Source organism: Streptomyces canus, from assembly GCF_001514145.1.
GTDB classification, from domain to species: Bacteria; Actinomycetota; Actinomycetes; order Streptomycetales; family Streptomycetaceae; genus Streptomyces; species Streptomyces canus.
In genome coordinates, this window is record NZ_KQ948658.1 from 85,134 (window position 1) to 110,351 (window position 25,218).

The 25,218-nt window shown below is 70.2% G+C and carries 19 protein-coding genes and 1 pseudogene; 7 read left to right on the forward strand and 13 right to left on the reverse strand.

What is annotated here, in order from left to right:
- Positions 1 to 85: 85 nt before the first annotated feature.
- The 6 genes from AQJ46_RS09895 to AQJ46_RS09920 form a co-directional block, all read right to left on the reverse strand.
- On the reverse strand, positions 86 to 1,141 hold the full coding sequence (locus tag AQJ46_RS09895) for a LacI family DNA-binding transcriptional regulator (protein WP_059205216.1): 1,056 nt from the start codon (positions 1,139 to 1,141) through the stop codon (positions 86 to 88).
- A 1,103-nt stretch (positions 1,142 to 2,244) separates the two neighbouring features.
- The gene (gene rbsD, locus AQJ46_RS09900) at positions 2,245 to 2,634 is read right to left on the reverse strand and encodes a D-ribose pyranase (RefSeq protein ID WP_059205217.1); all 390 of its coding nucleotides are present in this window, start codon (positions 2,632 to 2,634) and stop codon (positions 2,245 to 2,247) included.
- A complete protein-coding gene (locus AQJ46_RS09905) occupies positions 2,631 to 3,533 on the reverse strand; it encodes a ribokinase (protein WP_059205218.1) in 903 nt (300 codons plus the stop codon). Before AQJ46_RS09905 ends, rbsD begins: the two co-directional genes overlap by 4 nt.
- 66 nt (positions 3,534 to 3,599) lie before the next feature.
- Positions 3,600 to 5,549, reverse strand: a complete 1,950-nt coding sequence (locus AQJ46_RS09910) for an ABC transporter permease/substrate-binding protein (protein ID WP_059205219.1) — start codon at positions 5,547 to 5,549, stop codon at positions 3,600 to 3,602.
- Positions 5,539 to 7,059 carry a sugar ABC transporter ATP-binding protein gene (locus tag AQJ46_RS09915; protein ID WP_059205220.1) on the reverse strand — a complete coding sequence of 507 codons (1,521 nt, stop codon included), beginning with the start codon at positions 7,057 to 7,059 and terminating at the stop codon, positions 5,539 to 5,541. Before AQJ46_RS09915 ends, AQJ46_RS09910 begins: the two co-directional genes overlap by 11 nt.
- The gene (locus tag AQJ46_RS09920; RefSeq protein WP_059205221.1) at positions 7,056 to 8,096 is read right to left on the reverse strand and encodes a LacI family DNA-binding transcriptional regulator; all 1,041 of its coding nucleotides are present in this window, start codon (positions 8,094 to 8,096) and stop codon (positions 7,056 to 7,058) included. Before AQJ46_RS09920 ends, AQJ46_RS09915 begins: the two co-directional genes overlap by 4 nt.
- Before the next feature lie 500 nt (positions 8,097 to 8,596).
- Between AQJ46_RS09920 and recD2 the strand changes: the two genes are divergently transcribed.
- The 3 genes and pseudogenes from recD2 to AQJ46_RS51985 all read left to right on the forward strand — a co-directional run.
- Positions 8,597 to 10,852: an SF1B family DNA helicase RecD2 gene (gene recD2 / locus AQJ46_RS09925; protein WP_059205222.1), complete on the forward strand. Its 2,256-nt coding sequence runs from the start codon at positions 8,597 to 8,599 to the stop codon at positions 10,850 to 10,852.
- Between the two features lie 231 nt (positions 10,853 to 11,083).
- The gene (locus AQJ46_RS09930; protein ID WP_057609626.1) at positions 11,084 to 12,373 is read left to right on the forward strand and encodes a citrate synthase; all 1,290 of its coding nucleotides are present in this window, start codon (positions 11,084 to 11,086) and stop codon (positions 12,371 to 12,373) included.
- A gap of 89 nt (positions 12,374 to 12,462) precedes the next feature.
- A pseudogene (locus AQJ46_RS51985) lies at positions 12,463 to 12,666 on the forward strand (citrate/2-methylcitrate synthase); the annotation flags it as partial.
- Between the two features lie 614 nt (positions 12,667 to 13,280).
- On the opposite strand, the gene AQJ46_RS09935 reads toward AQJ46_RS51985, so the two are convergent.
- The 3 genes from AQJ46_RS09935 to AQJ46_RS09945 all read right to left on the reverse strand — a co-directional run bounded on the left by AQJ46_RS09935 (position 13,281) and on the right by AQJ46_RS09945 (position 16,606).
- On the reverse strand, positions 13,281 to 15,503 hold the full coding sequence (locus AQJ46_RS09935; protein ID WP_059205223.1) for a heavy metal translocating P-type ATPase: 2,223 nt from the start codon (positions 15,501 to 15,503) through the stop codon (positions 13,281 to 13,283).
- 69 nt (positions 15,504 to 15,572) lie between these two features.
- Positions 15,573 to 15,812, reverse strand: a complete 240-nt coding sequence (locus tag AQJ46_RS09940) for a heavy-metal-associated domain-containing protein (protein ID WP_059205224.1) — start codon at positions 15,810 to 15,812, stop codon at positions 15,573 to 15,575.
- 137 nt (positions 15,813 to 15,949) lie between these two features.
- Positions 15,950 to 16,606 carry a TetR/AcrR family transcriptional regulator gene (locus tag AQJ46_RS09945; protein ID WP_059205225.1) on the reverse strand — a complete coding sequence of 219 codons (657 nt, stop codon included), beginning with the start codon at positions 16,604 to 16,606 and terminating at the stop codon, positions 15,950 to 15,952.
- Between the two features lie 122 nt (positions 16,607 to 16,728).
- Here AQJ46_RS09945 and AQJ46_RS09950 point away from each other — a divergent pair, with 122 nt between their 5' ends.
- On the forward strand, positions 16,729 to 19,032 hold the full coding sequence (locus AQJ46_RS09950) for an MMPL family transporter (protein ID WP_059205226.1): 2,304 nt from the start codon (positions 16,729 to 16,731) through the stop codon (positions 19,030 to 19,032).
- On the forward strand, positions 18,983 to 20,026 hold the full coding sequence (locus AQJ46_RS09955) for a zinc-dependent alcohol dehydrogenase family protein (RefSeq protein ID WP_059205812.1): 1,044 nt from the start codon (positions 18,983 to 18,985) through the stop codon (positions 20,024 to 20,026). The genes AQJ46_RS09950 and AQJ46_RS09955 overlap by 50 nt, the downstream gene beginning before the upstream one ends.
- Here the strand turns inward: AQJ46_RS09955 and AQJ46_RS09960 are convergent.
- From AQJ46_RS09960 to AQJ46_RS09975, 4 genes are all read right to left on the reverse strand, one after another.
- The gene (locus tag AQJ46_RS09960) at positions 20,007 to 20,573 is read right to left on the reverse strand and encodes a GNAT family N-acetyltransferase (protein ID WP_059205227.1); all 567 of its coding nucleotides are present in this window, start codon (positions 20,571 to 20,573) and stop codon (positions 20,007 to 20,009) included. The two genes, AQJ46_RS09955 and AQJ46_RS09960, sit on opposite strands and share 20 nt — an antisense overlap.
- Positions 20,574 to 20,727: 154 nt before the next feature.
- The gene (locus tag AQJ46_RS09965; RefSeq protein WP_057609619.1) at positions 20,728 to 20,928 is read right to left on the reverse strand and encodes a helix-turn-helix transcriptional regulator; all 201 of its coding nucleotides are present in this window, start codon (positions 20,926 to 20,928) and stop codon (positions 20,728 to 20,730) included.
- A gap of 361 nt (positions 20,929 to 21,289) precedes the next feature.
- Positions 21,290 to 22,291 carry a helix-turn-helix domain-containing protein gene (locus AQJ46_RS09970; RefSeq protein ID WP_404828396.1) on the reverse strand — a complete coding sequence of 334 codons (1,002 nt, stop codon included), beginning with the start codon at positions 22,289 to 22,291 and terminating at the stop codon, positions 21,290 to 21,292.
- A 47-nt stretch (positions 22,292 to 22,338) separates the two neighbouring features.
- Positions 22,339 to 23,256: a sugar phosphate isomerase/epimerase family protein gene (locus AQJ46_RS09975; RefSeq protein WP_057609700.1), complete on the reverse strand. Its 918-nt coding sequence runs from the start codon at positions 23,254 to 23,256 to the stop codon at positions 22,339 to 22,341.
- Between the two features lie 131 nt (positions 23,257 to 23,387).
- Between AQJ46_RS09975 and iolC the strand changes: the two genes are divergently transcribed.
- Together iolC and AQJ46_RS09985 are read left to right on the forward strand one after the other, a co-directional pair.
- Positions 23,388 to 24,338 carry a 5-dehydro-2-deoxygluconokinase gene (iolC, locus tag AQJ46_RS09980; RefSeq protein WP_059205228.1) on the forward strand — a complete coding sequence of 317 codons (951 nt, stop codon included), beginning with the start codon at positions 23,388 to 23,390 and terminating at the stop codon, positions 24,336 to 24,338.
- Positions 24,335 to 25,216 carry a Cgl0159 family (beta/alpha)8-fold protein gene (locus tag AQJ46_RS09985; RefSeq protein ID WP_059205229.1) on the forward strand — a complete coding sequence of 294 codons (882 nt, stop codon included), beginning with the start codon at positions 24,335 to 24,337 and terminating at the stop codon, positions 25,214 to 25,216. Before iolC ends, AQJ46_RS09985 begins: the two co-directional genes overlap by 4 nt.
- The last annotated feature ends 2 nt before the right edge of the window (positions 25,217 to 25,218 follow it).

Consider the following 25,218-nt stretch of genomic DNA (forward strand, 5'->3'; position numbering starts at 1 on the left):
GCTGGGCTCGCCGAACCCGGGCGGCGAGTTGCTCAGCCGGCCGGTATGGGGTGCGGATGGTGAAGTGGGTGGGCGCGGGCGACGGTCAGGGGCGGATGGGGGTGCCGAAGCCAGGAGCGGGGTCGGCCGGCGTGGTGCCGGCAGGTGCGGTGCTCGCTCGCAAGGAGATCGGCGGTGCGAGCAGGTGGTGCCGGGCCGGTGCGTCGGGGTCGTCGAGCCGCTTGACCAACAGGTCGACGGCGAGGCGGCCCATCTGTTCCGCCGGCACGTCCGCGGCGGTGAGCTGCGGGGTCACCGTCTCCGCCCATCGGCCGGCCACCACCCCGGTGACGGAGAAGTCGCGCGGCACATGGCGACCGGCCTGGGCCAGGCCGCGGTAGAGACCGCCGAGCGCGGCCTCGTTCAGGGTGACCAGGGCCGTGGTGGCCGGGTCGTCATGCAGGATCCGCTCCAGACAGGCGAGGCCCGAGGCGGCGTCGTCCCCGCAGCAGTACGTCCGGACGGTGAGCCCGCGTTCTGCCGCGGCCTTGGTGAAGCCGTCCAGACCTCGGTGGGCCGACTCGTAGCCGGCCCTCAGGAGTTGTTCGGGCCGGTTGACGAAGGCGACTCGGCGGTGGCCGAGGTCCGCGAGGTGATGGACGCAGGCCGCCGCCAGCGCCGTGTGGTCCAGTCCCACCCACCAGTTGCCCTCCGGGTGGGCGGTGCGTCCGATGGCGACCGAGGGGAAATCCACCGCGGTGAGGTGGTCGAGCCGGTCGTCCTCCAGCCGGATCTCCATCAGGATCGCGCCGTCGACCCGCCGCTCGCCCAGCAGCCGCTGGAACGAGCGGTCGCTGTCCACACCGCTGGGAGAGAGCAGCACGTCGTAGTCGTAGGCCGCGGCGGCCTCGGTGACGCTGCCGATGAAGTCCAACTGCATGCCGGTGTAGTGGTTCCCGGCCGGCGGGAAGACCAGACCGATGGTGTTGGTCCGGCCGTTGGCCAGGGCCCGCGCACTCGCGTTGGGCTGGTAGCCCAGCTCGTCGATGACCCCCTGGATCTTGTCGCGGGTCTCCTGGGAAACAGGGCGCTTCCCGCTCAGGGCGTACGACACGGTGCTCCGAGAGACACCGGCCCGCTTGGCGATCTCACCGATGTTCACGGGGGGCTCCTTGCCGACATGGGTCGAACCGGTTCGAGGATTCCGGGGTAAGAAATCAGCCAGATGCCGATCGTCGAACCGGTTCGCGTGAAGTGAAGGTAGGAGCAACCCGGGCGGGTGTCAACGCCTCGTGTCGAAATTCTCGTAACGGCCCGGAAACGTTGGCGTGCCGAGATTTATTGTCTGATTTGCCTGGTTGTAACCCAAATACCGGCGGGCTGGATGCCCGAATCTGTCGACGGTGGACACCGTGCCCCCGCCGGGGACCGTCGGCCGCGCGCGGCCGAGGAGATCCGTGTCGGGGGCTATTGCTGGCCGTTTCCTCCTGCTAGCGTGATCGAACCGGTTCGATGAATCGCCGTGGGTGAATGACCGTTTTTGAGGCGCCACTTCTGCGGAGATTTGCGGGGCCCCTCCCCCCTGCGCCGTGTGCATCTGCCGCCCGGAGCTCCCCCTTCGGGCGGCAGGCTGCCACCGAGTGACCGTCACGCTCGTACGTGGCGGCGGCTGCATCGCCGATCCGGCACACCACGGATCGGCCCCGTACGTACGCGACGGATCGCATCGGATCGGATCCAGCGGCCGGGACGCCACGGGATGCACGGAGACCTCAGTGCGACGACGAAGGGCAACGATGGCAGTCGGCGCCGCGGTGGCAGCCGTCGTCACCGGAGCGAGCGCCGAGATCCCCGGACTGCGCCGAGTTCCGGGGCCGCTGGTTCTCCGAACCCGCCTCCCCGCGCGACGCCTCCCGCACGGTCGACGCCCTTCGGGACCTGCACGACTGCATGGTCGGGCAACGGCATCAAGGACCGCGACGAACAGACCTCCGGGCCGTCGGTCAGACCCGTGAGGGCCGTTCCACCCCTCTTTATCTCCCGGGTGAGGAAAGGGAGTTGGGCCGTGTCCACGTCGACGGCATGCGCCCGGTGGCGGCCGTTTGCGAACCCGTAGCCACGCCTGCGCACGGGCTTGCTCACCGACCACGCGGCCGAGGTTCGCGAACTGAGCAGGATCCTCCTCCCGGCGCTGCGCCGCGCGGAGAAGCGCCACAACCCGCGCATGGTCCTCCCCGCGCCGTGAACGGCGGCGATCGGCCTGCCCTAGAAGAACACCCCGCACCTGAGCAGCACGTTCGCATACGGCCGTGCCTCGCCCGTGCGGACGACGAGCCGTGCCCGCGCCGACAGCTCCTTGAGCTTCTCGTGGGAGACCAGGTCCAGCTCGGGGAAGCGGGCGTCCAGCAGGTCGGCAGCCGCCGGATTGGCGCCCCGTATCTCCGCCGCACCCGTGGCCCCCTCCACGACCAGCTCGGCGAGCAGCCCGTCGAGGACCTCCGCGAAGGACGGCACCCCGGCCCTGAAAGCCAGGTCGACCACGCGCGGCCCGGCGGGGATCGGCATCCCGGCGTCACACACCAGCACCCCGTCCCCGTGCCCCAACTCGGCGAGCGCGCCGGAGAGATGACGGTTCAGTATCCCGGCCTTCTTCATACGGCCCCGACCTCCTCCGCCGTGGGGAAGGAGTCCTGCGCACCCTTCCGGGTCACCGCGACCGCCCCGACCCGGGACGCGTACGCGGCCGCCTCCGCCAGTGCGGAACCGGCCCCGAGCCGAAAGGCCAGCGCCGCCGTGAAGGCGTCCCCCGCACCCGTCGTGTCCACGGCGTCCACCTTCACCGACGCCACCCGGGTCACCCCCGCCGAGGAGGCCACCAGCGACCCCTGCGCGCCCAGCGTCACCACCACCGACCGCGGCCCCTTCGCGAGCAGCAGCCGCGCCCAGTCCTCCGGCGCGTCACTCACGCACGCGTCCCCGAGGATCACCTTCGCCTCGTGCTCGTTGACGATCAGCGGATCACAGGCCGCGAGGACCTCGGTCGGCAGCGGCCGCGGCGGTGACGGGTTCAGCACGAACCGGCTGCCCGGCGCCAGATTCCGTACGACCTCCACGACCGTCTCCAGCGGGATCTCCAGCTGGGTCGACACCACCCGCGAGGCGTGGAAGAGGCTGACCGCGGTCCGTACGTCCCCCGGCGTGAGGCGCCCGTTGGCGCCCGGCGACACCACGATGCTGTTGTCCCCCGACGGGTCCACGGTGATCAGCGCGACCCCCGTCGGTGCCCCGCCCACCAGCACACCCACCGTGTCCACCCCGGCCGCCCGCTGGGAGTCCAGCAGCAGCCGCCCGTGACCGTCGTCGCCTACGCGGGCCAGCAACGCCGTACGCGCGCCCAGCCGGGCGGCCGCGACCGCCTGGTTGGCGCCCTTGCCCCCCGGATGCACGGCCAGATCCGAGCCGAGCACCGTCTCCCCGGCCCCCGGCCGCCGCTCCACGCCGATCACCAGGTCGGCGTTGGCCGACCCGACTACCAGAAGGTCGTAGTCGTCCATGAATGACTCCCCTAGTCAGTGACGCGGGGCGGGCAGTCGAAGCGACCGCCCGCCCGTGCGCCGTCGTCAGCCCGTGAAACCGGCCACGTTCTCCTTGGTGACCACCTTCACCGGCACCTTGATCGTCTCCTCGACCTTCTTGCCCTCGAGGGCCTTCAGCGCGTTGTCCACCGCGATCTTGCCCAGCTGGGAAGGCTGTTGTGCCACAGACGCGTACAGCGTGCCGTCCTTCACCGCGTTCAGGCCGTCCGGCGTGCCGTCGAAGCCGACCACCGAGACCGACGTGCCGGCCTTGGAGCCCAGCGCCTTGATCGCGCCGAGCGCCATCTCGTCGTTGGCGGCGATGACACCCTGGACGTCCGGGTGGGCCTGGAGCAGGTTCGACATCACGTCGAGACCCTTGGTGCGGTCGAAGTCGGCGGGCTGCTGCGCGACGACCTGGATGCCCGGGTACGCCTTGAGACCCCGGGCGAAACCCGCCGCACGCTCACGGGCGGCCGACGTGCCCGCCTGGCCCTGGAGGATCACGATCCTGCCCTTGCCGCCGAGCTTCTCGCCGATGGTCTTGGCGGCGAGCTCACCGCCGGCGACGTTGTCGGAGGCGACCAGCGCGTCCACGGAGGCCTTGTTGACGCCCCGGTCCACCGCGATGACCGGGATCTTCGCCTTGTCGGCGGCCTTCACCGAGTTGCTCGCCGCGTCCGAGTCCACCGGGTTGACGATGATCGCGCCGAGGTTCGAACTGGTGAAGTTCTGCAGCTGGTTGGCCTGCTGGGACGCGTCGTTCTGCGCGTCCGTGACGGTCAGGTCCAGGCCCAGCTTCTCCGCCTCGGCCTGGGCGCCGGACCGGATCTGCACGAAGAAGGGGTTGTTGAGCGTCGACAGCGACAGACCCACCTTCGGGTTCGCCGTCGAGGACGAGCCGTTGTGCAGGAAGGAGGTCGCGCCGACGATCGCCACGGTGACCACGGCCGCCAGACCGTACGTCGCCGCCTGGCGCCCCTTGCCGCCCTGCGAGGCACCGGCCACCGGGGTCGCCCCGGCCTTGCGGCGCAGCGTGTCGAGCAGCACGGCCAGCGCGATGACGACACCGATGACGACCTGCTGCCAGAACGCGGACACGTTCAGCAGGTTGAGGCCGTTGCGCAGCACCGCCAGGATCAGCGCGCCGATCAGCGTCCCGGACGCCTTGCCGGTGCCACCGGCCAGCGAGGCACCGCCGATGACGACCGCGGCGATCGCGTCCAGCTCGTAACCGTCGGCGGCCTGCGGCTGAGCGGAGGACAGCCGGGCGGCGAGCACGACACCCGCGACGGCGGCGAACACACCGGACAGCGCGTAGATGGCGAGCTTCTGCTTCTTCACCCGGAGGCCGGAGAGACGGGCCGCCTCCTCGTTGCCGCCGATCGCGTACATCGAGCGGCCGATGTACGTCCGTGCGAGCACGAAGGCCGCGAGGAGCCCCATGACGACCATGACGAGCACGGGCACCGGCAGCCAACCGCCCAGCGTGTCACCGAGGTGCGAGACCGAGTCGGGGAAGGCGATCGGGGAGCCCTCGGAGATCACCAGCGACAGACCGCGGGCCACCGAGAGCATCGCCAGGGTCGCGATGAACGGGGGGAGTTTGCCGTAGGCGATCAGGAAGCCGTTGACGAGACCGGCCGCGATGCCGGTCACGACGGCCAGCAGGACCGCTATGAGGACCGGCACCCCGTGTGACGTCGCGCTCCACGCCAGGACGGTGGCCGACAGGGCCGCCACCGAGCCCACCGACAGGTCGATGCCGGCCGAGACGATCACGAAGGTCACACCGAAGGCGAGGACGGCGGTCACGGCCGCCTGGACGCCGACGTTGAGCAGGTTGTCGGTGGTGAGGAAGTCGCCCGACAGCGCCGACATGGCGACGACGAGGACGATCAGCGCGGTCAGCGCGCCGTTGTCGAGGAGCAGCCGGCGCAGGCCGCCGGTGGCGCTATCAGCGCTCGATGTGCTCTTGAGCGTGTCAGTGGCCACGAGCGGCCTCCTTGTCGGTCGTGGGGTTGCTGACGGCGAGTGCCATCACGGAGTCCTGCGTGGCCTCGTCGGCGGCGAGTTCGCCGGCGATCCGGCCCTGGGCCATCACCAGCACCCGGTCGCTCATGCCGAGCACCTCGGGCAGATCGCTGGAGATCATGAGGACGGCGGCACCGGCCGCGGTGAGTTCGTTGATGAGCTGGTAGATCTCGACCTTGGCGCCGACGTCGATCCCGCGCGTCGGCTCGTCGAGGATCAGCACCTTGGTGTCGGCGAGCAGCCACTTGCCGATGACGACCTTCTGCTGGTTGCCGCCGGAGAGCGTTCGCACGTGCTGATGCAGGCCCGCCATCCGCACCCCGAGCTGCTCGGCGATCCGCGCGGCGGCCTCCCGCTGCGCCTTGAGGTCGACGAGCCCCGCGCGCGTGGCGGCCCGCATGGTCACCAGCCCCAGGTTCTCCTCGACCGACTGGTCGAGCACCAGGCCCTGGCCCTTGCGGTCCTCGGGGATCAGACCGATCCCGGCCGCCATGGCGGCGCCCACGTCGTGCCCCTTGAGGGGCGCCCCGGAGACCTTCACGGCCCCCTTGTCGTACGGGTCGGCGCCGAACACGGCCCGCACCACCTCGGTACGGCCCGCTCCGACCAGCCCGGCGATGCCGACGACCTCTCCGGCGTGCACCTCGAAGCCGATGTCGTGGAAGACGCCGTCGCGGGTGAGCCCCTCGACCTTCAGCAGGGCCGCTCCGGTGTCGCCGCGCTCGCGCGGGTACTGCTGCTCGATCGATCGCCCCACCATGAGGCGTACGAGCTCGTCCTCGGGCGTGGAGGCGGGCACCTGCCCGACCGACTTCCCGTCCCGGATGACCGTGACCCGGTCGCCGAGGGCGGCGATCTCCTCCAGGTGATGGGTGATGAAGACGATCCCCACCCCGTCCTCGCGCAGCGTGCGCACGATCGCGAAGAGCTTGTCGACCTCCTCGGAGGTGAGCACGGCCGTCGGCTCGTCCATGATCAGCACGCGCGCGTTCAGGCTCAGCGCCTTGGCGATCTCGACCATCTGGAGCCGGGCGATGCCGAGTTCCCGCACACGCGCGCGTGGCGACACGTTGACCCCGACGCGCTTCAGCAGCACCTCGGCGTCGGCCTCCATCGTCCTGCGGTCGACCATCCCGAGGCGGCGCGGCTGCCGGCCCAGGAAGATGTTCTCGGCGACCGTCAGATCGGGGACGAGGTTGAACTCCTGGTAGATGGTGGCGATCCCCAGCCGCTCGGCGTCCTGCGCCCCGCGGATGTGCACCTGATGGCCGTCCACCAGCACGCGGCCCTCGTCGGGGTGGTAGGCGCCCGACAGCATCTTGATCAGCGTGCTCTTGCCGGCGCCGTTCTCGCCGAGCAGTACGTGCACCTCGCCGCGGCGCAGGTCGAAGTCGACGCCGTCGAGCGCGACCACGCCGGGGAAGGACTTCCGTATGCCCTCGATGCGCAGCAACTCGTCCTCGTTGCTCACGACTCGCTCCTGTTCGTTACGGGGTCCACTGCGACGTTCCTGGGTGAGGGCTCGCCGCAGGAGCGGCGAACGACGAGACGGGCGGGGAGGGTGACCGACTCGGGGGGCCGCCCCTCGATGCGGTCCACGAGCGCGCGCACCGCGGCCCGCCCCAGCTCGCCCGTGGGCTGGGCGATCGCGGTGATCGGCGGATCGGTGTGCACGAACCACGGGATGTCGTCGAACGCGGCCAGGGCGATGTCCTGCGGTACGCGCATCCCACGCGCGCGTACGGCGTCCAGCGCGCCGAGCGCCATCAGGTTGTCGGCCGCGAAGACGACCTCGGGCGGCTCGGGCAGGTCGAGGAAGCCCTCGGTGACCCGCCGCCCGCTCTCGGCCTGGAAGTCGCCCTGCCCGATATAGGCGTCGGGCAGATCGAGGCCGTACGCCCGGAGTGCCTCCCGGAAGGCCGCGACACGCTCCTGGCCGGTGGTGGTCGCCGCCGGGCCCGCGATGATGGCGAGCCTGCGGTGCCCCAGCCCGTGCAGATGGGCGACGAGATCCCGTATGGCGGCCCGTCCGTCCGACCGGACGACCGGCACGGCCACGCCCGGCATCCACCGGTCCACGAAGACCATCGGCGTCCCCGCGCGCACGGCGTCCAGCATCAGCGGAGAGCCGCCGTCGGTGGGGGAGACCAGAAGTCCGTCGATCCGCCGGTCGAGCAGGTTCCGTACGTGATGATCCTGGAGGTCTGGCCGCTCGTCGGCGTTGCCGATGATCACGCTGTACCCCAGCGCGCGGGCCTCCTCCTCGACGGAGCGGGCCAGCTCGGTGAAGTAGGGGTTCATGACGTCGCTGATGACCAGGCCGAGGGTGTGGGTCTGGTCGGTGCGCAGGGAGCGGGCGACGGCGTTCGGGCGGTAGCCCAGCGTCTCCACTGCGGCCAGCACGCGCGTGCGTGCGTCCGCGCTGACCGACGGATGGTCGTTCAGGACCCGCGACACCGTGGCGACGGAGACCCCCGCCTCGGCAGCGACATCCTTGATGCTCGCCATCGCCGCTCCACCTCCTCGTGGAACTCGTGGAATCGATTACACGACTCCGTACAGGGAGGATTGGAATCGATTACACGACGGTTTGGCAAGACCCCGAGACAGGATCGTGATGTCGCGGGGCGGAGCGGAGGACGGGCGGGGCCTGAGGTGCACTCCCCCGGAAGGGGGTGCTTCCAGCAGCGCCGTCGTCATGCGCCGCGGCTCCGTGTCCTCCGCCGCGAAGCGGCTGATGACACGGCCGGCCTCCTCCGCCGTGCGGCCGCACGCTCCCCGCACGCGAACGGCCCGGCGGAAGGCCGCCCCCCACGCTCCCGTTCGGCACCCTCACGACATGCCCGTTCCCCGCGGCCGACCTGATCCGCGGGACAGGACAGCCGCGTCCACGGCGAACTGCCCGGCGCCGCCCCGGAGGCCAGGGCGATATGTGGGGACCTGCATGAAGCGGCCCACCCGATCCGGGTGACCGGGGCGCTGTCGGTGCCGGGCGGTACCGTCGGGTCATGTCCAATCAGGCGGGGGCCTCCACGGGTGAACGACGACTGGCCGTACTCGAAGGCGTGCTGGAGCGAATCACGTACGCCAACGAGGACAACGGCTACACGGTCGCCCGAGTCGACACCGGCAGAGGCGGCGGCGACCTCCTCACCGTCGTCGGCGCGCTGCTCGGCGCCCAGGTGGGGGAGTCCCTGCGGATGGAGGGGCGTTGGGGCTCCCATCCGCAGTACGGCAAGCAGTTCACCGTCGAGAACTACACGACCGTCCTGCCGGCCACCGTCCAGGGCATCCGCCGCTATCTGGGCTCCGGGCTCGTCAAGGGCATCGGCCCCGTCTTCGCCGACCGCATCACCCAGCACTTCGGCATGGACACCCTGAAGATCATCGAGGAGGAGCCGAAGCGGCTCATCGAAGTCCCGGGGCTCGGCCCCAAGCGCACCAAGAAGATCGCCGACGCCTGGGAGGAGCAGAAGGCGATCAAGGAGGTCATGCTCTTCCTCCAGAGCGTCGAGGTGTCCACCTCCGTCGCCGTGCGCATCTACAAGAAGTACGGCGACGCCTCGATCTCGGTCGTGAAGAACCAGCCCTACCGGCTCGCCGCCGACGTCTGGGGCATCGGCTTCCTCACCGCCGACAAGATCGCCCAGTCCGTCGGCATCCCCCACGACAGCCCGGAGCGCGTCAAGGCGGGCCTGCAGTACGCCCTTTCGCAGTCCGCCGACCAGGGGCACTGCTACCTCCCCGAGGAACAGCTGATCGCCGACGCGGTGAAACTCCTCCAGGTCGACACCGGCCTGGTCATCGAGTGCCTCGCCGAACTCGCCCTGCCCGACGAGGACTCCGGCGAGCCGGGTGTCGTACGGGAGAAGGTGCCCGGGTCGGAGCCCGGATCGCCGCCTGTCACCGCCATCTACCTCGTCCCCTTCCACCGCGCCGAACTCTCCCTCTCCGCCCAGCTGTTGCGCCTCCTGCGGACCGACCAGGACCGGATGCCGGCCTTCCACGACGTGGCCTGGGACAAGGCGCTGGGCTGGCTGAAGTCCCGTACCGGAGTGGAGCTCGCGCCCGAGCAGGAGGCCGCCGTCAGGCTCGCGCTGACCAAGAAGGTCGCCGTCCTCACCGGCGGCCCCGGCTGCGGCAAGTCCTTCACCGTCCGCTCGATCGTGGAGCTGGCCCGCGCCAAGAAGGCCAAGGTCGTCCTCGCGGCGCCGACCGGCCGGGCCGCCAAGCGCCTCGCCGAACTCACCGGCGCCGACGCCTCCACCGTCCACCGCCTGCTGGAGCTGAAGCCCGGCGGCGACGCGGCCTACGACAAGGACCGCCCGCTCGACGCCGACCTGGTGGTGGTCGACGAGGCCTCCATGCTGGACCTGCTGCTCGCCAACAAGCTGGTGAAGGCCGTGCCTCCGGGCGCGCACCTGCTGTTCGTCGGGGACGTCGACCAACTGCCCAGCGTCGGCGCGGGCGAGGTCCTGCGGGATCTGCTCGCCGACGGCGGCCCGGTCCCCGCGGTGCGCCTCACCCGCGTGTTCCGGCAGGCCCAGCAGTCCGGAGTCGTCACCAACGCCCACCGGATCAACGCCGGACAGCACCCCGTCACCGACGGCATGAAGGACTTCTTCCTCTTCGTCGAGGACGACACCGAGGAGGTCGGCCGGCTCACGGTGGATGTGGCGGCCCGTCGGATTCCGGCCAAATTCGGCCTCGACCCGCGCCGGGACGTTCAGGTGCTCGCCCCCATGCACCGAGGCCCCGCGGGCGCCGGCACGCTCAACGGTCTGCTCCAGCAGGCCATCACCCCGGCCCGTCCCGACCTCGCGGAGAAGCGGTTCGGCGGCCGGGTCTTCCGGGTCGGCGACAAGGTCACCCAGATTCGCAACAATTACGAGAAGGGCACCAACGGTGTCTTCAACGGCACCGTGGGCGTGGTCACCTCGCTCGATCCTGTCGACCAGCGCCTCACCGTGCTGACGGACGAGGACGAGGAGGTGCCGTACGAGTTCGACGAGCTGGACGAACTGGCCCACGCGTACGCGGTGACCATCCACCGTTCACAGGGCAGCGAGTATCCCGCCGTGGTGATCCCGGTCACCACCAGCGCCTGGATGATGCTGCAGCGGAACCTGCTGTACACGGCGGTCACGCGGGCGAAGAAGCTGGTCGTCCTCGTCGGTTCGCGCAAGGCGATCGGTCAGGCGGTGCGCACGGTCTCGGCGGGGCGGCGCTGCACGGCGCTCGACTTCCGGCTCTCGGGCCTGTGAGGAGCGTCAATGGTGAGCCTTCACAAAAAATGATCGATCAAATGAGTCACGTGGGTCACAGAGCCCTTCCGGATGCGGTTGCGGACGGGCAGGATGAGCAAGTTGGCGGCACTCAGTGCCGCCGATACGCCCAACGGCCGACCCCGAGTGCACTCTCCTGCGCCAAATGGGGGATGGTAGAGACAGTCAGGGCAACCTCGAAGAAGAGGCACAACGTCGGTGAGGGATGACGTGAGCGACAACTCTGTAGTAGTGCGGTACGGCGATGGCGAGTACACCTACCCGGTGATCGACAGCACCGTCGGCGACAAGGGCTTCGACATCGGAAAGCTCCGCGCCCAGACCGGTCTGGTCACCCTGGACAGCGGCTACGGCAACACCGCCGCCTATAAATCCGCCATCACCTACCTCGACGGCGAGGCCGGCATCCTCCGGTACCGCGGCTATCCGATCGAGCAGCTGGCCGAGCGCTCCACGTTCCTGGAGGTCGCCTACCTCCTGATCAACGGTGAGCTTCCGTCCGTCGACGAGCTCTCGGTGTTCAAGAACGACATCACGCAGCACACCCTGCTGCACGAGGACGTCAAGAACTTCTACCGTGGCTTCCCGCGCGACGCCCACCCGATGGCCATGCTGTCGTCGGTCGTCTCCGCGCTGTCCACGTTCTACCAGGACAGCCACAACCCCTTCGACGAGAAGCAGCGCAACCTCTCGACGATCCGCCTGCTTGCCAAGCTTCCGACGATCGCGGCGTACGCGTACAAGAAGTCGATCGGTCACCCGTTCGTCTACCCGCGCAACGACCTCGGTTACGTCGAGAACTTCCTGCGCATGACCTTCTCGGTCCCGGCGCAGGAGTACGAGCCCGACCCGGTCGTGGTCTCCGCCCTCGACAAGCTGCTCATCCTGCACGCCGACCACGAGCAGAACTGCTCGACCTCCACGGTCCGCCTCGTCGGCTCGTCCCAGGCGAACATGTTCGCGTCGATCTCCGCCGGCATCAACGCCCTGTGGGGCCCGCTGCACGGCGGTGCCAACCAGTCCGTCCTGGAGATGCTCGAGGGCATCCAGGCCAGCGGCGGCGACGTGGACTCCTTCATCCGCAAGGTGAAGAACAAGGAGGACGGCGTCCGCCTGATGGGCTTCGGCCACCGGGTCTACAAGAACTTCGACCCGCGCGCGAAGATCATCAAGGCGGCCGCGCACGACGTCTTGTCGGCCCTCGGCAAGTCCGACGAGCTGCTGGACATCGCGCTCAAGCTGGAGGAGCACGCGCTCTCCGACGACTACTTCGTCTCGCGCAGCCTCTACCCGAACGTCGACTTCTACACCGGCCTGATCTACCGCGCCATGGGCTTCCCGACCGAGATGTTCACGGTCCTGTTCGCCCTCGGCCGTCTTCCGGGCTGGATCGCCCAGTGGCACGAGATGATCAAGGAGCCCGGCTCCCGCATCGGCCGTCCGCGCCAGATCTACACGGGCGTGGTCGAGCGCGACTTCGTGCCGGTGGAAGAGCGCTGACACCTGGCGGTGAGGTTGTTGAGGGGCGTCGCTTCGGCGGCGCCCCTTCGGCGTCCGCGGCGCGCACGCCGTCGTAGCCGACGAAAAAAGTCGACTTCTACACCGGCCTGATCTACCGCGCCATGGGCTTCCCGACCGAGATGTTCACGGTCCTGTTCGCCCTCGGCCGTCTTCCGGGCTGGATCGCCCAGTGGCACGAGATGATCAAGGAGCCCGGCTCCCGCATCGGCCGTCCGCGCCAGATCTACACGGGCGTGGTCGAGCGCGACTTCGTGCCGGTGGAAGAGCGCTGACACCTGCCGGTGGGTTCGTTGAGGGGCGTCGCTTCGGCGGCGCCCCTCCGGCGTCCGCGGCGCGCACGCCGTCGTAGCCGACGAAAAAAGCGGAAGGCGCCCTGGCGCCGGTCCCCCCACGGGCCGGCGTCCAGGGCGCCTTCCCATGTCCCGGTGCGGATTCCCCCCACGGGATCCGGCCGGGCGTCTGAGAGACCAGCGCCTGAATCGCTGTCTTTCCGGTACTGCTGGTACTGCTGTTGAGCAGAACGAGCAAAACTCCTCGTACTACTCCTGTGTGCGGTCTGCCGGGACAACGCACGGTCGGGAGGGCCGCTCAAAGCTTCCCTAAGTGCGTGCCCCGGCAACGCAGCTCCGAGGAAGTCCCCCAAGACATCCTCAGATGCCAGCCAACGCCCCCCAAGACGCTGCCTGACATCGCCAACTTAGACCTTCGAACCCCTTCGATGGTTACGTTCACATCACTGTGATCTGCGTCTCTTGCAAATGTCCGTTAGATACGCAAGAACCCGGATACGGCGAACGAGACCCAAGCGTAAGGACGATGCGCGAGTCTTGTGAAGAGCTTATGTGAGTGGGGCCCCGGACTCCAGAGGGGTCGGTCAAAGGAATCCTCAACGGAAGGCACGCAGCCGCAGGCTGTTGGTCACCACGAACACCGAGGAGAACGCCATCGCCGCCCCGGCGATCATCGGGTTCAGCAACCCGGCGGCGGCCAGCGGCAGCGCCGCCACGTTGTAGCCGAAGGCCCACACGAGATTGCCCTTGATCGTGGAGAGCGTGCGCCGCGAGAGCCGGATCGCGTCCGCGGCCACCCGTAGATCCCCGCGCACCAGCGTCAGATCCCCCGCCTCGATCGCCGCGTCGGTCCCGGTCCCCATGGCGAGTCCCAGGTCGGCGGCGGCGAGCGCGGCCGCGTCGTTGACCCCGTCACCGACCATCGCGACGACACGTCCCTCGCCCTGAAGCCGCCGTACGGCATCGACCTTGTCCTCGGGCAGCACCTCGGCGAGCACCTCGTCGATTCCGACCGCCCGGGCCACCGCCTCGGCCACCGCCCGGTTGTCCCCGGTCAGCAGCACCGGCGTGAGCCCCAGCGCCCGCAGTGACCGCACCGCCTGGGCGCTGGTCTCCTTGACCGCGTCCGCGACGGCCAGGACACCGTGCGCCACGCCGTCCCACCCGACGACGACAGCCGTACGACCGTCCCGCTCGGCCTCTTCCTTCGCCCGGGCCAGTTCGGCGGGCAGCGCGTCGATCAGCCGCCCCACGACCACCTCGTGGCCCTCCACGCGCCCGCGTACGCCCTTCCCGGGGACGTTCTCGAACCCTTCGGCCTCGGGCAGCGGTCCGACCCGCTCCTCCGCGCCCACGGCGATCGCCCGGGCGACCGGGTGCTCGGAGGCGTGCTCCAGGGCGCCCGCGAGCCGCAGCACCTGCTTCTCGTCGGCGTCCTGGGCGACGTGGACCTCCTGCAGGGTCATCCGGCCGGTGGTCACCGTGCCGGTCTTGTCCAGGACGACGGTGTCCACGCGCCGCGTGGACTCCAGGACCTCGGGCCCCTTGATGAGGATGCCGAGCTGGGCGCCGCGCCCGGTGCCGACCATGAGCGCGGTCGGTGTGGCCAGGCCCAGCGCGCACGGGCAGGCGATGATCAGCACGGCGACGGCCGCCGTGAACGCGGCGACGGTGTCCCCGGTGGCGCCGAGCCACCCCCCGAAGGTGCCCACCGCGATGAGGATGACGGCCGGCACGAACACCGCGGAGACCCGGTCGGCCAGCCGCTGCACCTCCGCCTTGCCGTTCTGCGCGTCCTCCACCAGCATCGCCATCCGCGCGAGCCGCGTGTCCGCCCCGACCCGCGTGGCCGCCACGACGATCCGCCCACCGGCGTTGACGGTCGCGCCGGTGACGACGTCTCCGACGCCGACGTCCACCGGTACCGACTCACCGGTCAGCATGGAGGCGTCCACGGCGGAGGCACCTTCGACGACGGTGCCGTCGGTCGCGATCTTCTCTCCGGGCCGTACGACGAACCGGTCCCCGACGCTCAGCCGGTCCGCCGGAATCCGCACCTCCCGCCCGTCCCGCAGGACGGAGACGTCCTTGGCCCCGAGCTCCATCAGGGCCCGGAGCGCCGCCCCCGCGCGGCGCTTGGCGCGAGCCTCCAGATACCGGCCGAGCAGGATGAAGGCGGTGACTCCGGCGGCCACCTCGAGATAGATCGTCGAGGCGCCGTCCATGCCGCCGGCGGTGAACTCGAACCGCTCCCGCATGCCCGGCATGCCGGCGTCACCGAAGAACAGGGCCCACACCGACCAGCCGAACGCGGCGAGGGTCCCGACCGAGACGAGGGTGTCCATGGTGGCCGCGGCGTGCCTGATGTTCGTCCAGGCGGCCCGGTGGAAGGGCCACGCACCCCAGAAGACGACGGGCGAGGCGAGGGTCAGCGCGAGCCACTGCCAGTTGTCGAACTGGAGGGCGGGGACCATGGACAGTGCGACGACAGGGACGGCGAGCGCCACCGAGACGAGGAGCCGCTGCCGGAGGGAGGTGAGCTCGGGGTCGTCTCGAGACGGCTCTTCCGCAGGTAGGGCGGGCTCCTCGGCCGTGTACCCGGTCTTCACCACGGTCGCGATGAGATCGGCGACGTCAACCCCCGCGGGGTAGCTGACCCGGGCCTTCTCGGTCGCGTAGTTGACCGTGGCGGCGACGCCGTCCATCCGGTTGAGTTTCTTCTCGACCCGGGCGGCGCACGAGGCACAGGTCATCCCGCCGATGAGCAGCTCGACTTCGGAGGTCGTCGCCATGGGCGCGGCTTCGGTGGTGCTGGACATGTACGGCAACTCCCTCAGGGGTGCGGGGCCGCGTCGATGTGCGGCTCCGCACCTCCTGTCGCGACGGTCTCAGGCCCGTCCGGCAAGCTCGAATCCGGCCTCGTCCACAGCGGCGCGAACCGCCTCCTCGTCCAGCGGCGCCGAGGAGACGACCGTCACCTCGCCGCTGGAGGCGACCGCCTTCACCGAGCTGACCCCGTCGATCTCGGAGATCTCCCCGGAGACGGCGCCCTCGCAGTGCCCGCAGCTCATCCCGCTCACCTTGTAGACGGCGGTGACGGACCCAGCGGTGTCGGTCTGAGTGGTCATGTCGTTCTCCTGATGACTCATGAGAGGTGTGCACTGTCTATACTGCCCACCCTATACCCCTAGGGGGTATTTCTCCAAGGGAGGTCCCGACGGGAGCGAGTACCCCGCGCAGGGGTGCTGGTGCCGGGCCGGGCGGGCTACGGAGTCGTCGTGAGGCCGGATCTGCCGAGCCGGTCGCCGACCAGCGGGTCGAGATAGCGGGTCAGCGCGGTCTTCACCTCCCGGATGTACGCGTCGCGCTCGGCGCCCTCGTGGGCGAGGATCAGCTCCAGGCCCGCCATGTAGATGCCCAGCACCATCTGTGCGGTGCGCTTGATGTCGGCGGCGGGCGCTTCGGGGAGGATCGAGGAGAGCAGCCCTTCCACCCTGCCCACGAGGGCCACATGCAGCGCGTCGTGCTCCTCGGTGAGCCGGCCGGGGATGTCGGGGCCGTGCATCAGCGCGAAGAACACCGGGTGTTGGCAGTTGAAGGCGATGAACCGGTCCACGGCGGCGCCGACCGCCTCCTCCAGTGGGGTCGCCGGGTCGATCGGGGCGAGCGCCTCGCCGTACGCCGTCTGCATCTCGTGCACGAGCCGGCCGCCCAGCTCGATCGCGATCGCTTCCTTGTTCGGGAAGAACTGGTAGAGCGTGCCGGGCGAGACGCCGGCCTCGCGGGCGATGGCGTTGGTGCTGGCCGCGGTGTAGCCCGTGGTCGTGAAGACGGTGGCCGCCGCATCCAGCAGCTGGGCGATCCGGCGTTCGCCGCGTGCCTGACGGCGGCGCGGCTGTTCCTTCTCCTCGTTGTCGGGCACGCGTTATCCCCAGCTCTCGGCTCACGGTTGACAAACACGAGCGGTCGCTCGCATTCTGGAAACGCGAGCGATCTCTCGTGTTTTGCATTCTACGGTTTCCACGGTGAAGGGGACACCGCACCATGACCGAAGTAAACAGCCCACCTCGTGTCGGCCGATGGACCCGCCTCGTCACCGCTCGCCCCGGGTTGTCGCTGCTCGCGGCCCTGGTGCTCACCCTCCTCGCCGTACTGGCCGGCAGCGGTGTCGCCGACCGTCTGGGTGCGGGCGGCTGGGAGGACCCGGACGCGGAGTCGACGTACGCCACCAAGGCGTTGGAGCGCGAGTTCCCGGACTCCCAGCCCAACCTCCTGCTGCTCGTCGACGCCGGAGATGCCTCGGTGGACGACCCGGCGGTGGCCGCGGAGGCCAAGCGCCTCACCGCTCGCCTGGCCGCCGAGAAGGACATCACCGGGGTCGGTTCCTACTGGTCCGCCGCGTCACCGGCCCTGCGCGCCGAGGACGGCCATGAGGCGCTGATCGCCGCCCGCATCACCGGCGACGAGAAACAGATGGGGGAGACGCTCGACCGCGTCGCCCCTTCCCTCCGGGGGACGCACGGCCCGGTGAAGGTCGAGATCGGCGGCATCGTCGCGGTGCGGCACGAGATGCAGACGATCATCCAGGAGGACCTCACCCGGGCCGAGATGATCGCCCTGCCGATCACGCTCCTGCTGCTGGTGATGGTCTTCGGCAGCGCGATCGCGGCCCTGCTCCCGCTCGCCATCGGCATCGTCGCGATCCTCGGGACGAACGCCGTGCTGCGCGGTCTGACCGAGTTCACCGACGTCTCCGTCTTCGCGATGAACCTCACCACGGCCCTCGGCCTGGGCCTGGCCATCGACTACGCGCTGTTCATCGTCCGCCGCTTCCGTGAGGAACTGGCCACCGGTGCCGAGCCGTTGACTGCCATCGGGACCACCCTGCGCACGGCGGGCCGCACCGTCCTCTTCTCCGCCCTCACGGTCGCGGTGTCCCTGGCGGCGATGCTGCTCTTCCCGCAGTACTTCCTACGGTCCTTCGCCTACGCCGGGATGGCCGTCGTCCTGCTGGCCGCGGCAGCCGCCCTGATCCTCCTTCCGGCCGCCCTGATCCTGCTGGGCCACCGGGTCAACTCCCTGGACCTGCGCCTGCTGTTCAGGCGCGGAGCACCGAAGAAGACCGAAGCCCGGGACAGCGGCTCCGCCTGGGCACGCGGAGCGACCCTCGTCATGCGCCGCGCCCCTTTCTTCGCCCTGGGCACCACCGCCGTCCTGGTACTGCTCGGACTGCCCTTCCTGGGAGTGAAGTTCGGCACCGCGGACGACCGCCAACTGCCCGCGTCCGCCGAGTCCCATGTGGTGCAGCAGCACCTCAGGGACGGCTTCCCCGGCAGCCCCGGCGGCGGCCTGGAAGTCCTGGCCGAGGGCAGCGCGACCCCGGCGCAGTACGTCTCCTACAAGGAGCGGATCGCCGCCCTCCCCGAGGTGCTACAGGTCGACGGTCCGTTGGTGAAGGGAGACTCGGCGTACTTCACGGTCCAGCCCAGAGGCGAGGCCGTGGACGCCGGGGCACAGCGCCTAGTCGGTGAACTGCGCTCCACGAAGGCCCCCTTCGACACCAAGGTCACCGGCACGGCGGCCGTCCTGGTCGACTCCAAGCACGCGATAGGTGACCGCCTGCCATGGGCGGCGGTCTTCATCACGATCGTCACCCTGGTGCTGGTGTTCTTGCTGACGGGCAGCGTCCTGATCCCGGTCCAGGCGGTCCTTCTCAACGCCCTCAGCCTGACGGCGATGTTCGGCGCGGTGGTCTGGGTCTTCCAGGACGGACACCTTTCCGGCCTCCTCGGCTTCACCAGCCCGGGCTCCATAGAGACAACGCTCCCGGTCCTGATGTTCTGCGTCGCCTTCGGCCTCTCCATGGACTACGGCGTCTTCCTCCTTTCCCGCATAAAGGAGGAGTACGACAGGACCGGCGACCACGAGGAGGCGGTCCGCCACGGCCTGCAACGCACGGGAGGCCTGATCACGGCGGCCGCGGTCATCCTCGCCGTGGTGATGGTGGCGATAGGCACGTCGAGGGTGACCAACACGAAGATGCTGGGCCTGGGCATCGCGCTGGCGGTACTGATGGACGCCATGATCGTCCGCAGTCTGCTGGTCCCGGCGGTGATGAGGCTGACGGGCCGCGCGACCTGGTGGGCACCGGCCGCTCTGAGGCGCTTCCACGGACGGTTCGGACTGAGCGAAGGGGAGGTCGAACGCCCCAGGGGCGCGGGGCTGGATCGACATGCGGCCCCGCGGGGCGCGACCAGCGACGATGTACCGGCAGAGGAAAGCGGCGAAGGGACGGCAGATGCGAGCGGTGATCTTCGAGCGATACGGCGAACGTCCGGAGGTATGTGACGTCCCCGACCCCCACCCGTCGGACCACGGCGTGGTCGTCCGAGTGGAAGCCACGGGCCTCTGCAGAAGCGACTGGCACGGCTGGCAGGGGCACGACCCGGACATCACCTTTCCTCACGTACCGGGCCATGAACTCGCCGGTGTCGTGGAAGCGGTCGGCCCTCGCGTGAGCGCCTGGCACCCCGGCGACCGGGTGACCGTCCCCTTCGTCTGCGCCTGCGGCACCTGCGCGTCCTGCGCCACCGGCGACCACCAGATCTGCGAGCGCCAGACGCAGCCCGGCTTCACCCACTGGGGCTCCTTCGCCCAGTACGTGGCGCTGGACCACGCGGACGTGAACCTGGTGGCCGTGCCGCAGGACATGTCCTTCACCACGGCCGCGTCCCTGGGCTGCCGTTTCGCCACGGCGTTCAGGGCGGTCGTGCAGCAGGGCGCGGTCACCGCGGGGGAGTGGGTCGCGGTGCACGGCTGCGGCGGTGTGGGCCTGTCCGCGGTGATGATCGCGGCGGCTGCGGGAGCCCGGGTGGTGGCGGTGGACGTGTCTCCCCAGGCCCTGGCCCTGGCGAGGAAGTTCGGAGCGGCGGAGTGCGTGGACGCCACCGGCACCAAGGACACCGCGGCGGCGATCCGCGACCTGACCGGCGGCGGGGCCCATGTGTCCCTGGACGCCCTCGGCTCACCCGGCACGTGTGCGGCCTCCGTCAACTCCCTGCGCCGCCGCGGCCGCCACATCCAGGTCGGCCTGCTGCCCTCGCCGGACGGCACGACCCCGGTCCCCATGGCCCGCGCGATCGCCCTGGAGCTCGAACTCCTCGGCAGCCACGGCATGGCCGCCCACACCTACCCGCCGATGCTGGAACTGGTGCGGGCGGGCGTGCTGCGCCCTGATCTGCTGGTCACGTCCACCATCACCCTGGACGCGGTCCCGGACGCCCTGGCGGCGATGGGCACGGCACCCGGAGCGGGGGTGACGGTCATCGAGCCGTGGAGCTGAGAGCGGCCCACTCGCGGTCGAGGATGCCCATGATCACCCAGTCCACCCACTCGCCGTCCCGCAGATCGGCCTCCCGTCGCACGCCTTCGACCACGAATCCGGCCTTCTCGTAGACCCGCAGGGCACGGGCGTTGTAGCCGTAGGCCTCCAACTCGATCCGGTGCAGGCCGAGTTGCTCGAAGCCGTAGCCGACGATCAGGCGGGTCGCCTCGGTGCCGAAGCCCCGCCCGCGTCCTCGGGGGCCGATGAGGGTGCGGAAGGTGCAGCTGCGGGCGTGGCTGTCCCACTCGTACAGGACGACCTCGCCGACGAGTTCGCCCGTGCCACGGTCGGTGACGGCGAGGTCGAGACGGTCGGGCTGCTCGGAGCGGGTGCCGTACCAGGACCGCAGCCGCTCCAGGGTGAGGTCGCCGGAAGGAGCGCCGGTGAAGCGGACGACCTCGGGGTCCTCGATGATCTCCGCCATTGGCTCGGCATCCGCCTCCGTGAACGGCCGCAGCACGGTCCTGTCGCCGGTCAGCACGGGCTTGACGGAGAAGTCGCTCATGGGCCGACTGTGCCAGACGCCGGCTCCTCCTGCCCCGGGATTTTCGGCGGGCGGGCACAGGACGGCTGCGGCGTCGCAGGTGCCACCGGTGGGTCGTCGGTACCGGAGGTGAGACCGTCGGTGCCCGCGGCGGGGTCACCGGGCGAGCCGGCCCTCAGTCCTTACTCCGTCCCCGGTTGCCCGGCCGGGACGCGACCCACGCGCGCACGGTGTCCGCGTACCAGAAGGGCTTGCCGCCCTCGACGTGATCGGGTGGCGGCAGCAGCCCGTGCTTGCGGTACGACCGCACGGTGTCCGGCTGCACCCGGATGTGCGCCGCGATCTCCTTGTACGACCAGAGTCTTCGGTCGGTCATGTGGTGCACCTCCCCGCGCGCACCGCGGCGGCGGCCGGGAAAGGCCGTCGGGGGTACCGGGCGCTGCGCTGGCGATCACAAAATCCTGCGCCCGGTGAACGACTCACGGTGACTTTCCGTCAGTGCCTGTATGCCTTGTGTGACGCGCAGCTCGCGTACATGGGACATGTGTGACACGGAGGGGGCGTTTGTGACAGAGGTGACGCAATGACGTACGCGGGCGCGAGGGCGTGGCGCGTTGACAAAGGGGCCAACTCCCCCTGTCGGCGGCAGGGTGGGCCGGACCCGCTGCGCCGGGCCCGACCCACCGGCTCCCCCCGGCCATCCCCCGATCAACGGGCTGGACGCGCACAGCGTGCAGTCAGGTGGTCCCGTCGGTCTTGGAGAAATCCGCACTCCGCCCGGAAGCATCGGACGCACCACGCGTACCGGATGTGCGAGGGGTTCCGGTCGCACCGGATGTACCGGATGTACCGGATGCAAGGATCAGGCTCGTCGCCTCACCGTCCATCCGGTCCCCGGGCGGGGCGGCGGCGAAGGGCAGCCGCCGGGCCATCGTGAACTCCCGAGGCGTGCACCCGGTCATCGCCTTGAACTCGCCGCTCAGGTGCGCCTGGTCGTAGAACCCGCAGGCCGCCGCGGTCTCCGCCTGTCCCCGCCCCGCGGCGAGCAGCCGCCGGGCCCGCTGCAACCGCAGGACTCTCGCCGCCGCCTTGGGCCCCAGCCCGATCTGCTCCCGGAACCGGTTCTCCAGATGCCGCACACTCCAGCCCACCTCCTCGGCGAGCCGCCGCACCGGCATGGCGCCGCCCGTCCGCACGAGCTCCGACCAGGCCCGCACCACCCGGGCCGAACAGGGCGTACCGGCGTCCCACCACCGTGCGAACACGTCGTCCAGCAACCGGAAGCGCTCCTCCCAGGAGGGCAACACGGCCAGCGCGGCGGCGAGTTCACCGACCCGGCGGTCCAGGGCGTGCGGGAGCGCGTCGGGATCGACGACCCGATCGGCGAGCTCGTACTGCGGGGTCCCGAACAGCGTGAACGCGGCCCAGGGCGTGAGCATCACCTCGATGCCGGACAGCCGGCCGCCGTGTTCACCGACGGCGGGTGTGGTGGTGGGCCCGCAGAAGACGGAGACGAGGGTCTCCGGAGCCCGTCCCGCGCGCGTGATGCGCACGGGCTGCTCGAACCCCAACAGCAGCGTGGCGGCCCCGACGGGCGTTTCGAGGCGCCGCCGCGGCCGGTCCATCGCCAGCCGAACCCCGCGATAGCTCAACACCCCGGGCCGCAGCCGAGGATGAGGCACATCGAGGGCGAACTCCCACAACCCACCGGACCCACGCCCGGTACGGACCAACACCATGGCCCCAGCTTCACAGCCGACTGGCCACAGCAACACCCTCTGGGGCGCTACGCCCCGCAGGACCGCAGGAACGCCCTGGTCCGCTGAGCGATCGGCAGCGGCCGATCCGGCTCGCACGGATACATGTCCTGCTCGACGATCGCGAACAGATCGACATCCAGCCGCCCCGCCGCCTCCAGCACGGGCCCGAGCGCCGGCACGCCCGTAGGCGGCTCACACATCACACCCTGCGCCACCGCGGGCCCGAACGGCGTCCCCTTGGCCCGTACGTCCGCGAGGATCTCCGGATCCACCTGCTTGAGGTGCAGATACCCGATCCGCGACCCGTACGTCTCGATCAGCTTGACGCTGTCGCCGCCGCAGTACGCGTAGTGCCCGGTGTCCAGACACAGCGACACCAGGGAGGAGTCCGTCCCGTCGAGGAACCGGACGACGTTCTCCTCGCTGTCGATGTGGGTGTCCGCATGCGGGTGGACGACGATCTGCAGGCCGTACTCCTCCCGCACCCGCTGCCCCAGCCGCTCGGTCAGCGAGGTCAGGTTCCGCCACTGCTCGGGCGTCAGCGAGGACGACTCCAGCACCTCACCCGTCTTGTCGTCCCGCCAGAACGACGGAATCACGACAAGATGCCTGGCACCCATCGCCTGCGCCAGCACCGCGTTGTCCGCGACATGCGCCCAGGTCTTCTCCCACACGGCCTCGCCGTGGTGCAGGCCGGTGAAGACGGTGCCCGCGGACACCTTCAGGCCACGCCGGGAGACTTCTTCGGTCAGGACCGTGGGATCGGTCGGCAGATACCCGTACGGCCCCAGCTCGATCCACTCGTAACCGGAGTCCGCGACCTCGTCGAGGAAGCGCTGCCAGGGGACCTGCTGGGGGTCGTCGGGGAACCACACGCCCCAGGAGTCCGGAGCCGAGCCGATCCGGATGCGGGACAGTGAGGGCTGAGGTGCGGGCGCTGTCATGCCGGTCAGCTTCGGTTCGGACAGCAAGCGCTGTCAAGGTCTCGTCCGAATGTCTGGACAAAACATTGACAGGGCTCGGCGTCCGGGGCTACAAACGCCGGGAGAGCCGACGCAGGTACGAAGGGAAGCCGATGGCGTACGACCTGATCACCATGGGGCGGATCGGTGTGGACCTGTATCCACTCCAGACCGGTGTCCCGCTGCCGCAGGTGACGTCCTTCGGCAAGTTCCTCGGAGGATCGGCGACCAATGTCGCGGTCGCCGCGTCCCGCCTGGGACGGCGGACCGCGGTGATCACCCGCACCGGCGACGACCCCTTCGGCACCTACCTGCACGAGGCCCTCCAGGGCTTCGGCGTGGACGACCGCTGGGTCACCCCGGTCCCGGGTCTGCCGACCCCCGTCACCTTCTGCGAGATCTTCCCGCCGGACGACTTCCCGCTGTACTTCTACCGGCAGCCCAAGGCTCCCGACCTGGAGATCGACGCCCACGAGCTGGACCTCGACGCGATCCGCCAGGCGAGCATCTTCTGGGTCACCGGCACCGGCCTGAGCGAGGAGCCCAGTCGTACGGCGACACTGGCGGCCCTCGCCCACCGGGCGAAGGCGGGCACCACCGTCTTCGACCTCGACTGGCGCCCGATGTTCTGGAAGGACCCGGCGCAGGCCCGCCCCTTCTACGAAGAGGCCCTGCGCCACACCACCGTCGCCGTCGGCAACCTCGACGAGGTCGAGGTCGCGACCGGCGTACGCGAGCCGCACGCCGCCGCCCGCGCCCTCCTGGACGCCGGTGTCGAACTGGCGGTCGTCAAGCAGGGCCCCAAGGGCGTCCTCGCCGTCAACAGCAGGGGCGAGTCCGCCGAGGTCCCACCCCTGCCCGTGAACGTCCTCAACGGCCTCGGCGCCGGCGACGCCTTCGGCGGCTCCCTCTGCCACGGCCTGCTGAGCGGCTGGGACCTGGAGAAGATCATGCGGCACGCCAACGCGGCCGGGGCCATCGTCGCCTCCCGTCTGGAGTGCAGCTCGGCGATGCCGACGACCGACGAGATCGACAGCGCAATCGCGGCGGGAGCGGTCAAGTGAAGGTCGACATCGCGGAACTCGTCCGCCTGCGTGCCGAACACCCCGAAGCGATCGCCGAGGCGGCCGCCCGCCGTCCCCGCAGGCCGCTGCTCAACGACAACGGCCGCCTGATGATCGTCGCCGCCGACCACCCCGCCCGGGGCGCGCTCGGCGTCGGCGGCAACCGGATGGCCATGGCCAACCGCGGCGACCTGCTCGAGCGCCTCTGCCTGGCGCTGTCCCGCCCCGGCGTCGACGGCGTCCTCGCCACCGCCGACATCCTGGACGACCTGCTGCTGCTCGGCGCCCTGGACGGCAAGGTCGTCCTGGGATCCATGAACCGCGGCGGCCTCCAGGGCGCGAGCTTCGAGCTCGACGACCGCTTCACCGGCCACCGCCCCGAGGACATCGAGCGCCTCGGCTTCGACGCCGGCAAACTGCTCCTGCGCATCGACTACGACGACCCGGGCTCCCTCACCACCATGGAGTCCACGGCCCGCGCCATCGACGACATGGCGGCTCGTGAACTCCCCGTGTTCGTCGAGCCGTTCATCAGCGGCCGCACCACCGAGGGCAAGGTCAGGAACGACCTCTCCGCCGAGGCCGTCAGCAAGTCGATCGCCATCGCCTCGGGCCTGGGCGGCAGTTCGGCCTACACCTGGCTCAAGGTCCCGGTCACCGACAACCCCGACGACATGGGCGAGGTCATGGCGACCTCCACGCTCCCCGCCGTACTGCTCGGGGGCGAGGTCGGAGACGACCAGGACGGCGCGTACGAGAAGTGGCGCGGCGCCCTGCAACTGCCCACCGTGCGCGGCCTGGTGGTCGGCCGTTCGCTGCTGTACCCGGCGGACGGCGACGTGGCCGCCGCCGTGGACACCGCCGTAGGACTGCTGTGAGG

Excerpts from the sequence above, each read along its gene's own strand:
- AQJ46_RS09905 (WP_059205218.1), bottom strand. The coding sequence starts at position 3,533 with ATGGACGACTACGACCTTCTGGTAGTCGGGTCGGCCAACGCCGACCTG.
- AQJ46_RS09955 (WP_059205812.1), top strand. The coding sequence starts at position 18,983 with ATGCGAGCGGTGATCTTCGAGCGATACGGCGAACGTCCGGAGGTATGT.
- iolC (WP_059205228.1), top strand. The coding sequence starts at position 23,388 with ATGGCGTACGACCTGATCACCATGGGGCGGATCGGTGTGGACCTGTAT.
- AQJ46_RS09920 (WP_059205221.1), bottom strand. The coding sequence starts at position 8,096 with ATGGCGAGCATCAAGGATGTCGCTGCCGAGGCGGGGGTCTCCGTCGCC.
- AQJ46_RS09965 (WP_057609619.1), bottom strand. The coding sequence starts at position 20,928 with ATGACCGACCGAAGACTCTGGTCGTACAAGGAGATCGCGGCGCACATC.
- recD2 (WP_059205222.1), top strand. The coding sequence starts at position 8,597 with ATGTCCAATCAGGCGGGGGCCTCCACGGGTGAACGACGACTGGCCGTA.
- AQJ46_RS09935 (WP_059205223.1), bottom strand. The coding sequence starts at position 15,503 with ATGTCCAGCACCACCGAAGCCGCGCCCATGGCGACGACCTCCGAAGTC.
- rbsD (WP_059205217.1), bottom strand. The coding sequence starts at position 2,634 with ATGAAGAAGGCCGGGATACTGAACCGTCATCTCTCCGGCGCGCTCGCC.
- AQJ46_RS09940 (WP_059205224.1), bottom strand. The coding sequence starts at position 15,812 with ATGACCACTCAGACCGACACCGCTGGGTCCGTCACCGCCGTCTACAAG.
- AQJ46_RS09950 (WP_059205226.1), top strand. The coding sequence starts at position 16,729 with ATGACCGAAGTAAACAGCCCACCTCGTGTCGGCCGATGGACCCGCCTC.
- AQJ46_RS09970 (WP_404828396.1), bottom strand. The coding sequence starts at position 22,291 with ATGGTGTTGGTCCGTACCGGGCGTGGGTCCGGTGGGTTGTGGGAGTTC.
- AQJ46_RS09960 (WP_059205227.1), bottom strand. The coding sequence starts at position 20,573 with ATGAGCGACTTCTCCGTCAAGCCCGTGCTGACCGGCGACAGGACCGTG.
- AQJ46_RS09975 (WP_057609700.1), bottom strand. The coding sequence starts at position 23,256 with ATGACAGCGCCCGCACCTCAGCCCTCACTGTCCCGCATCCGGATCGGC.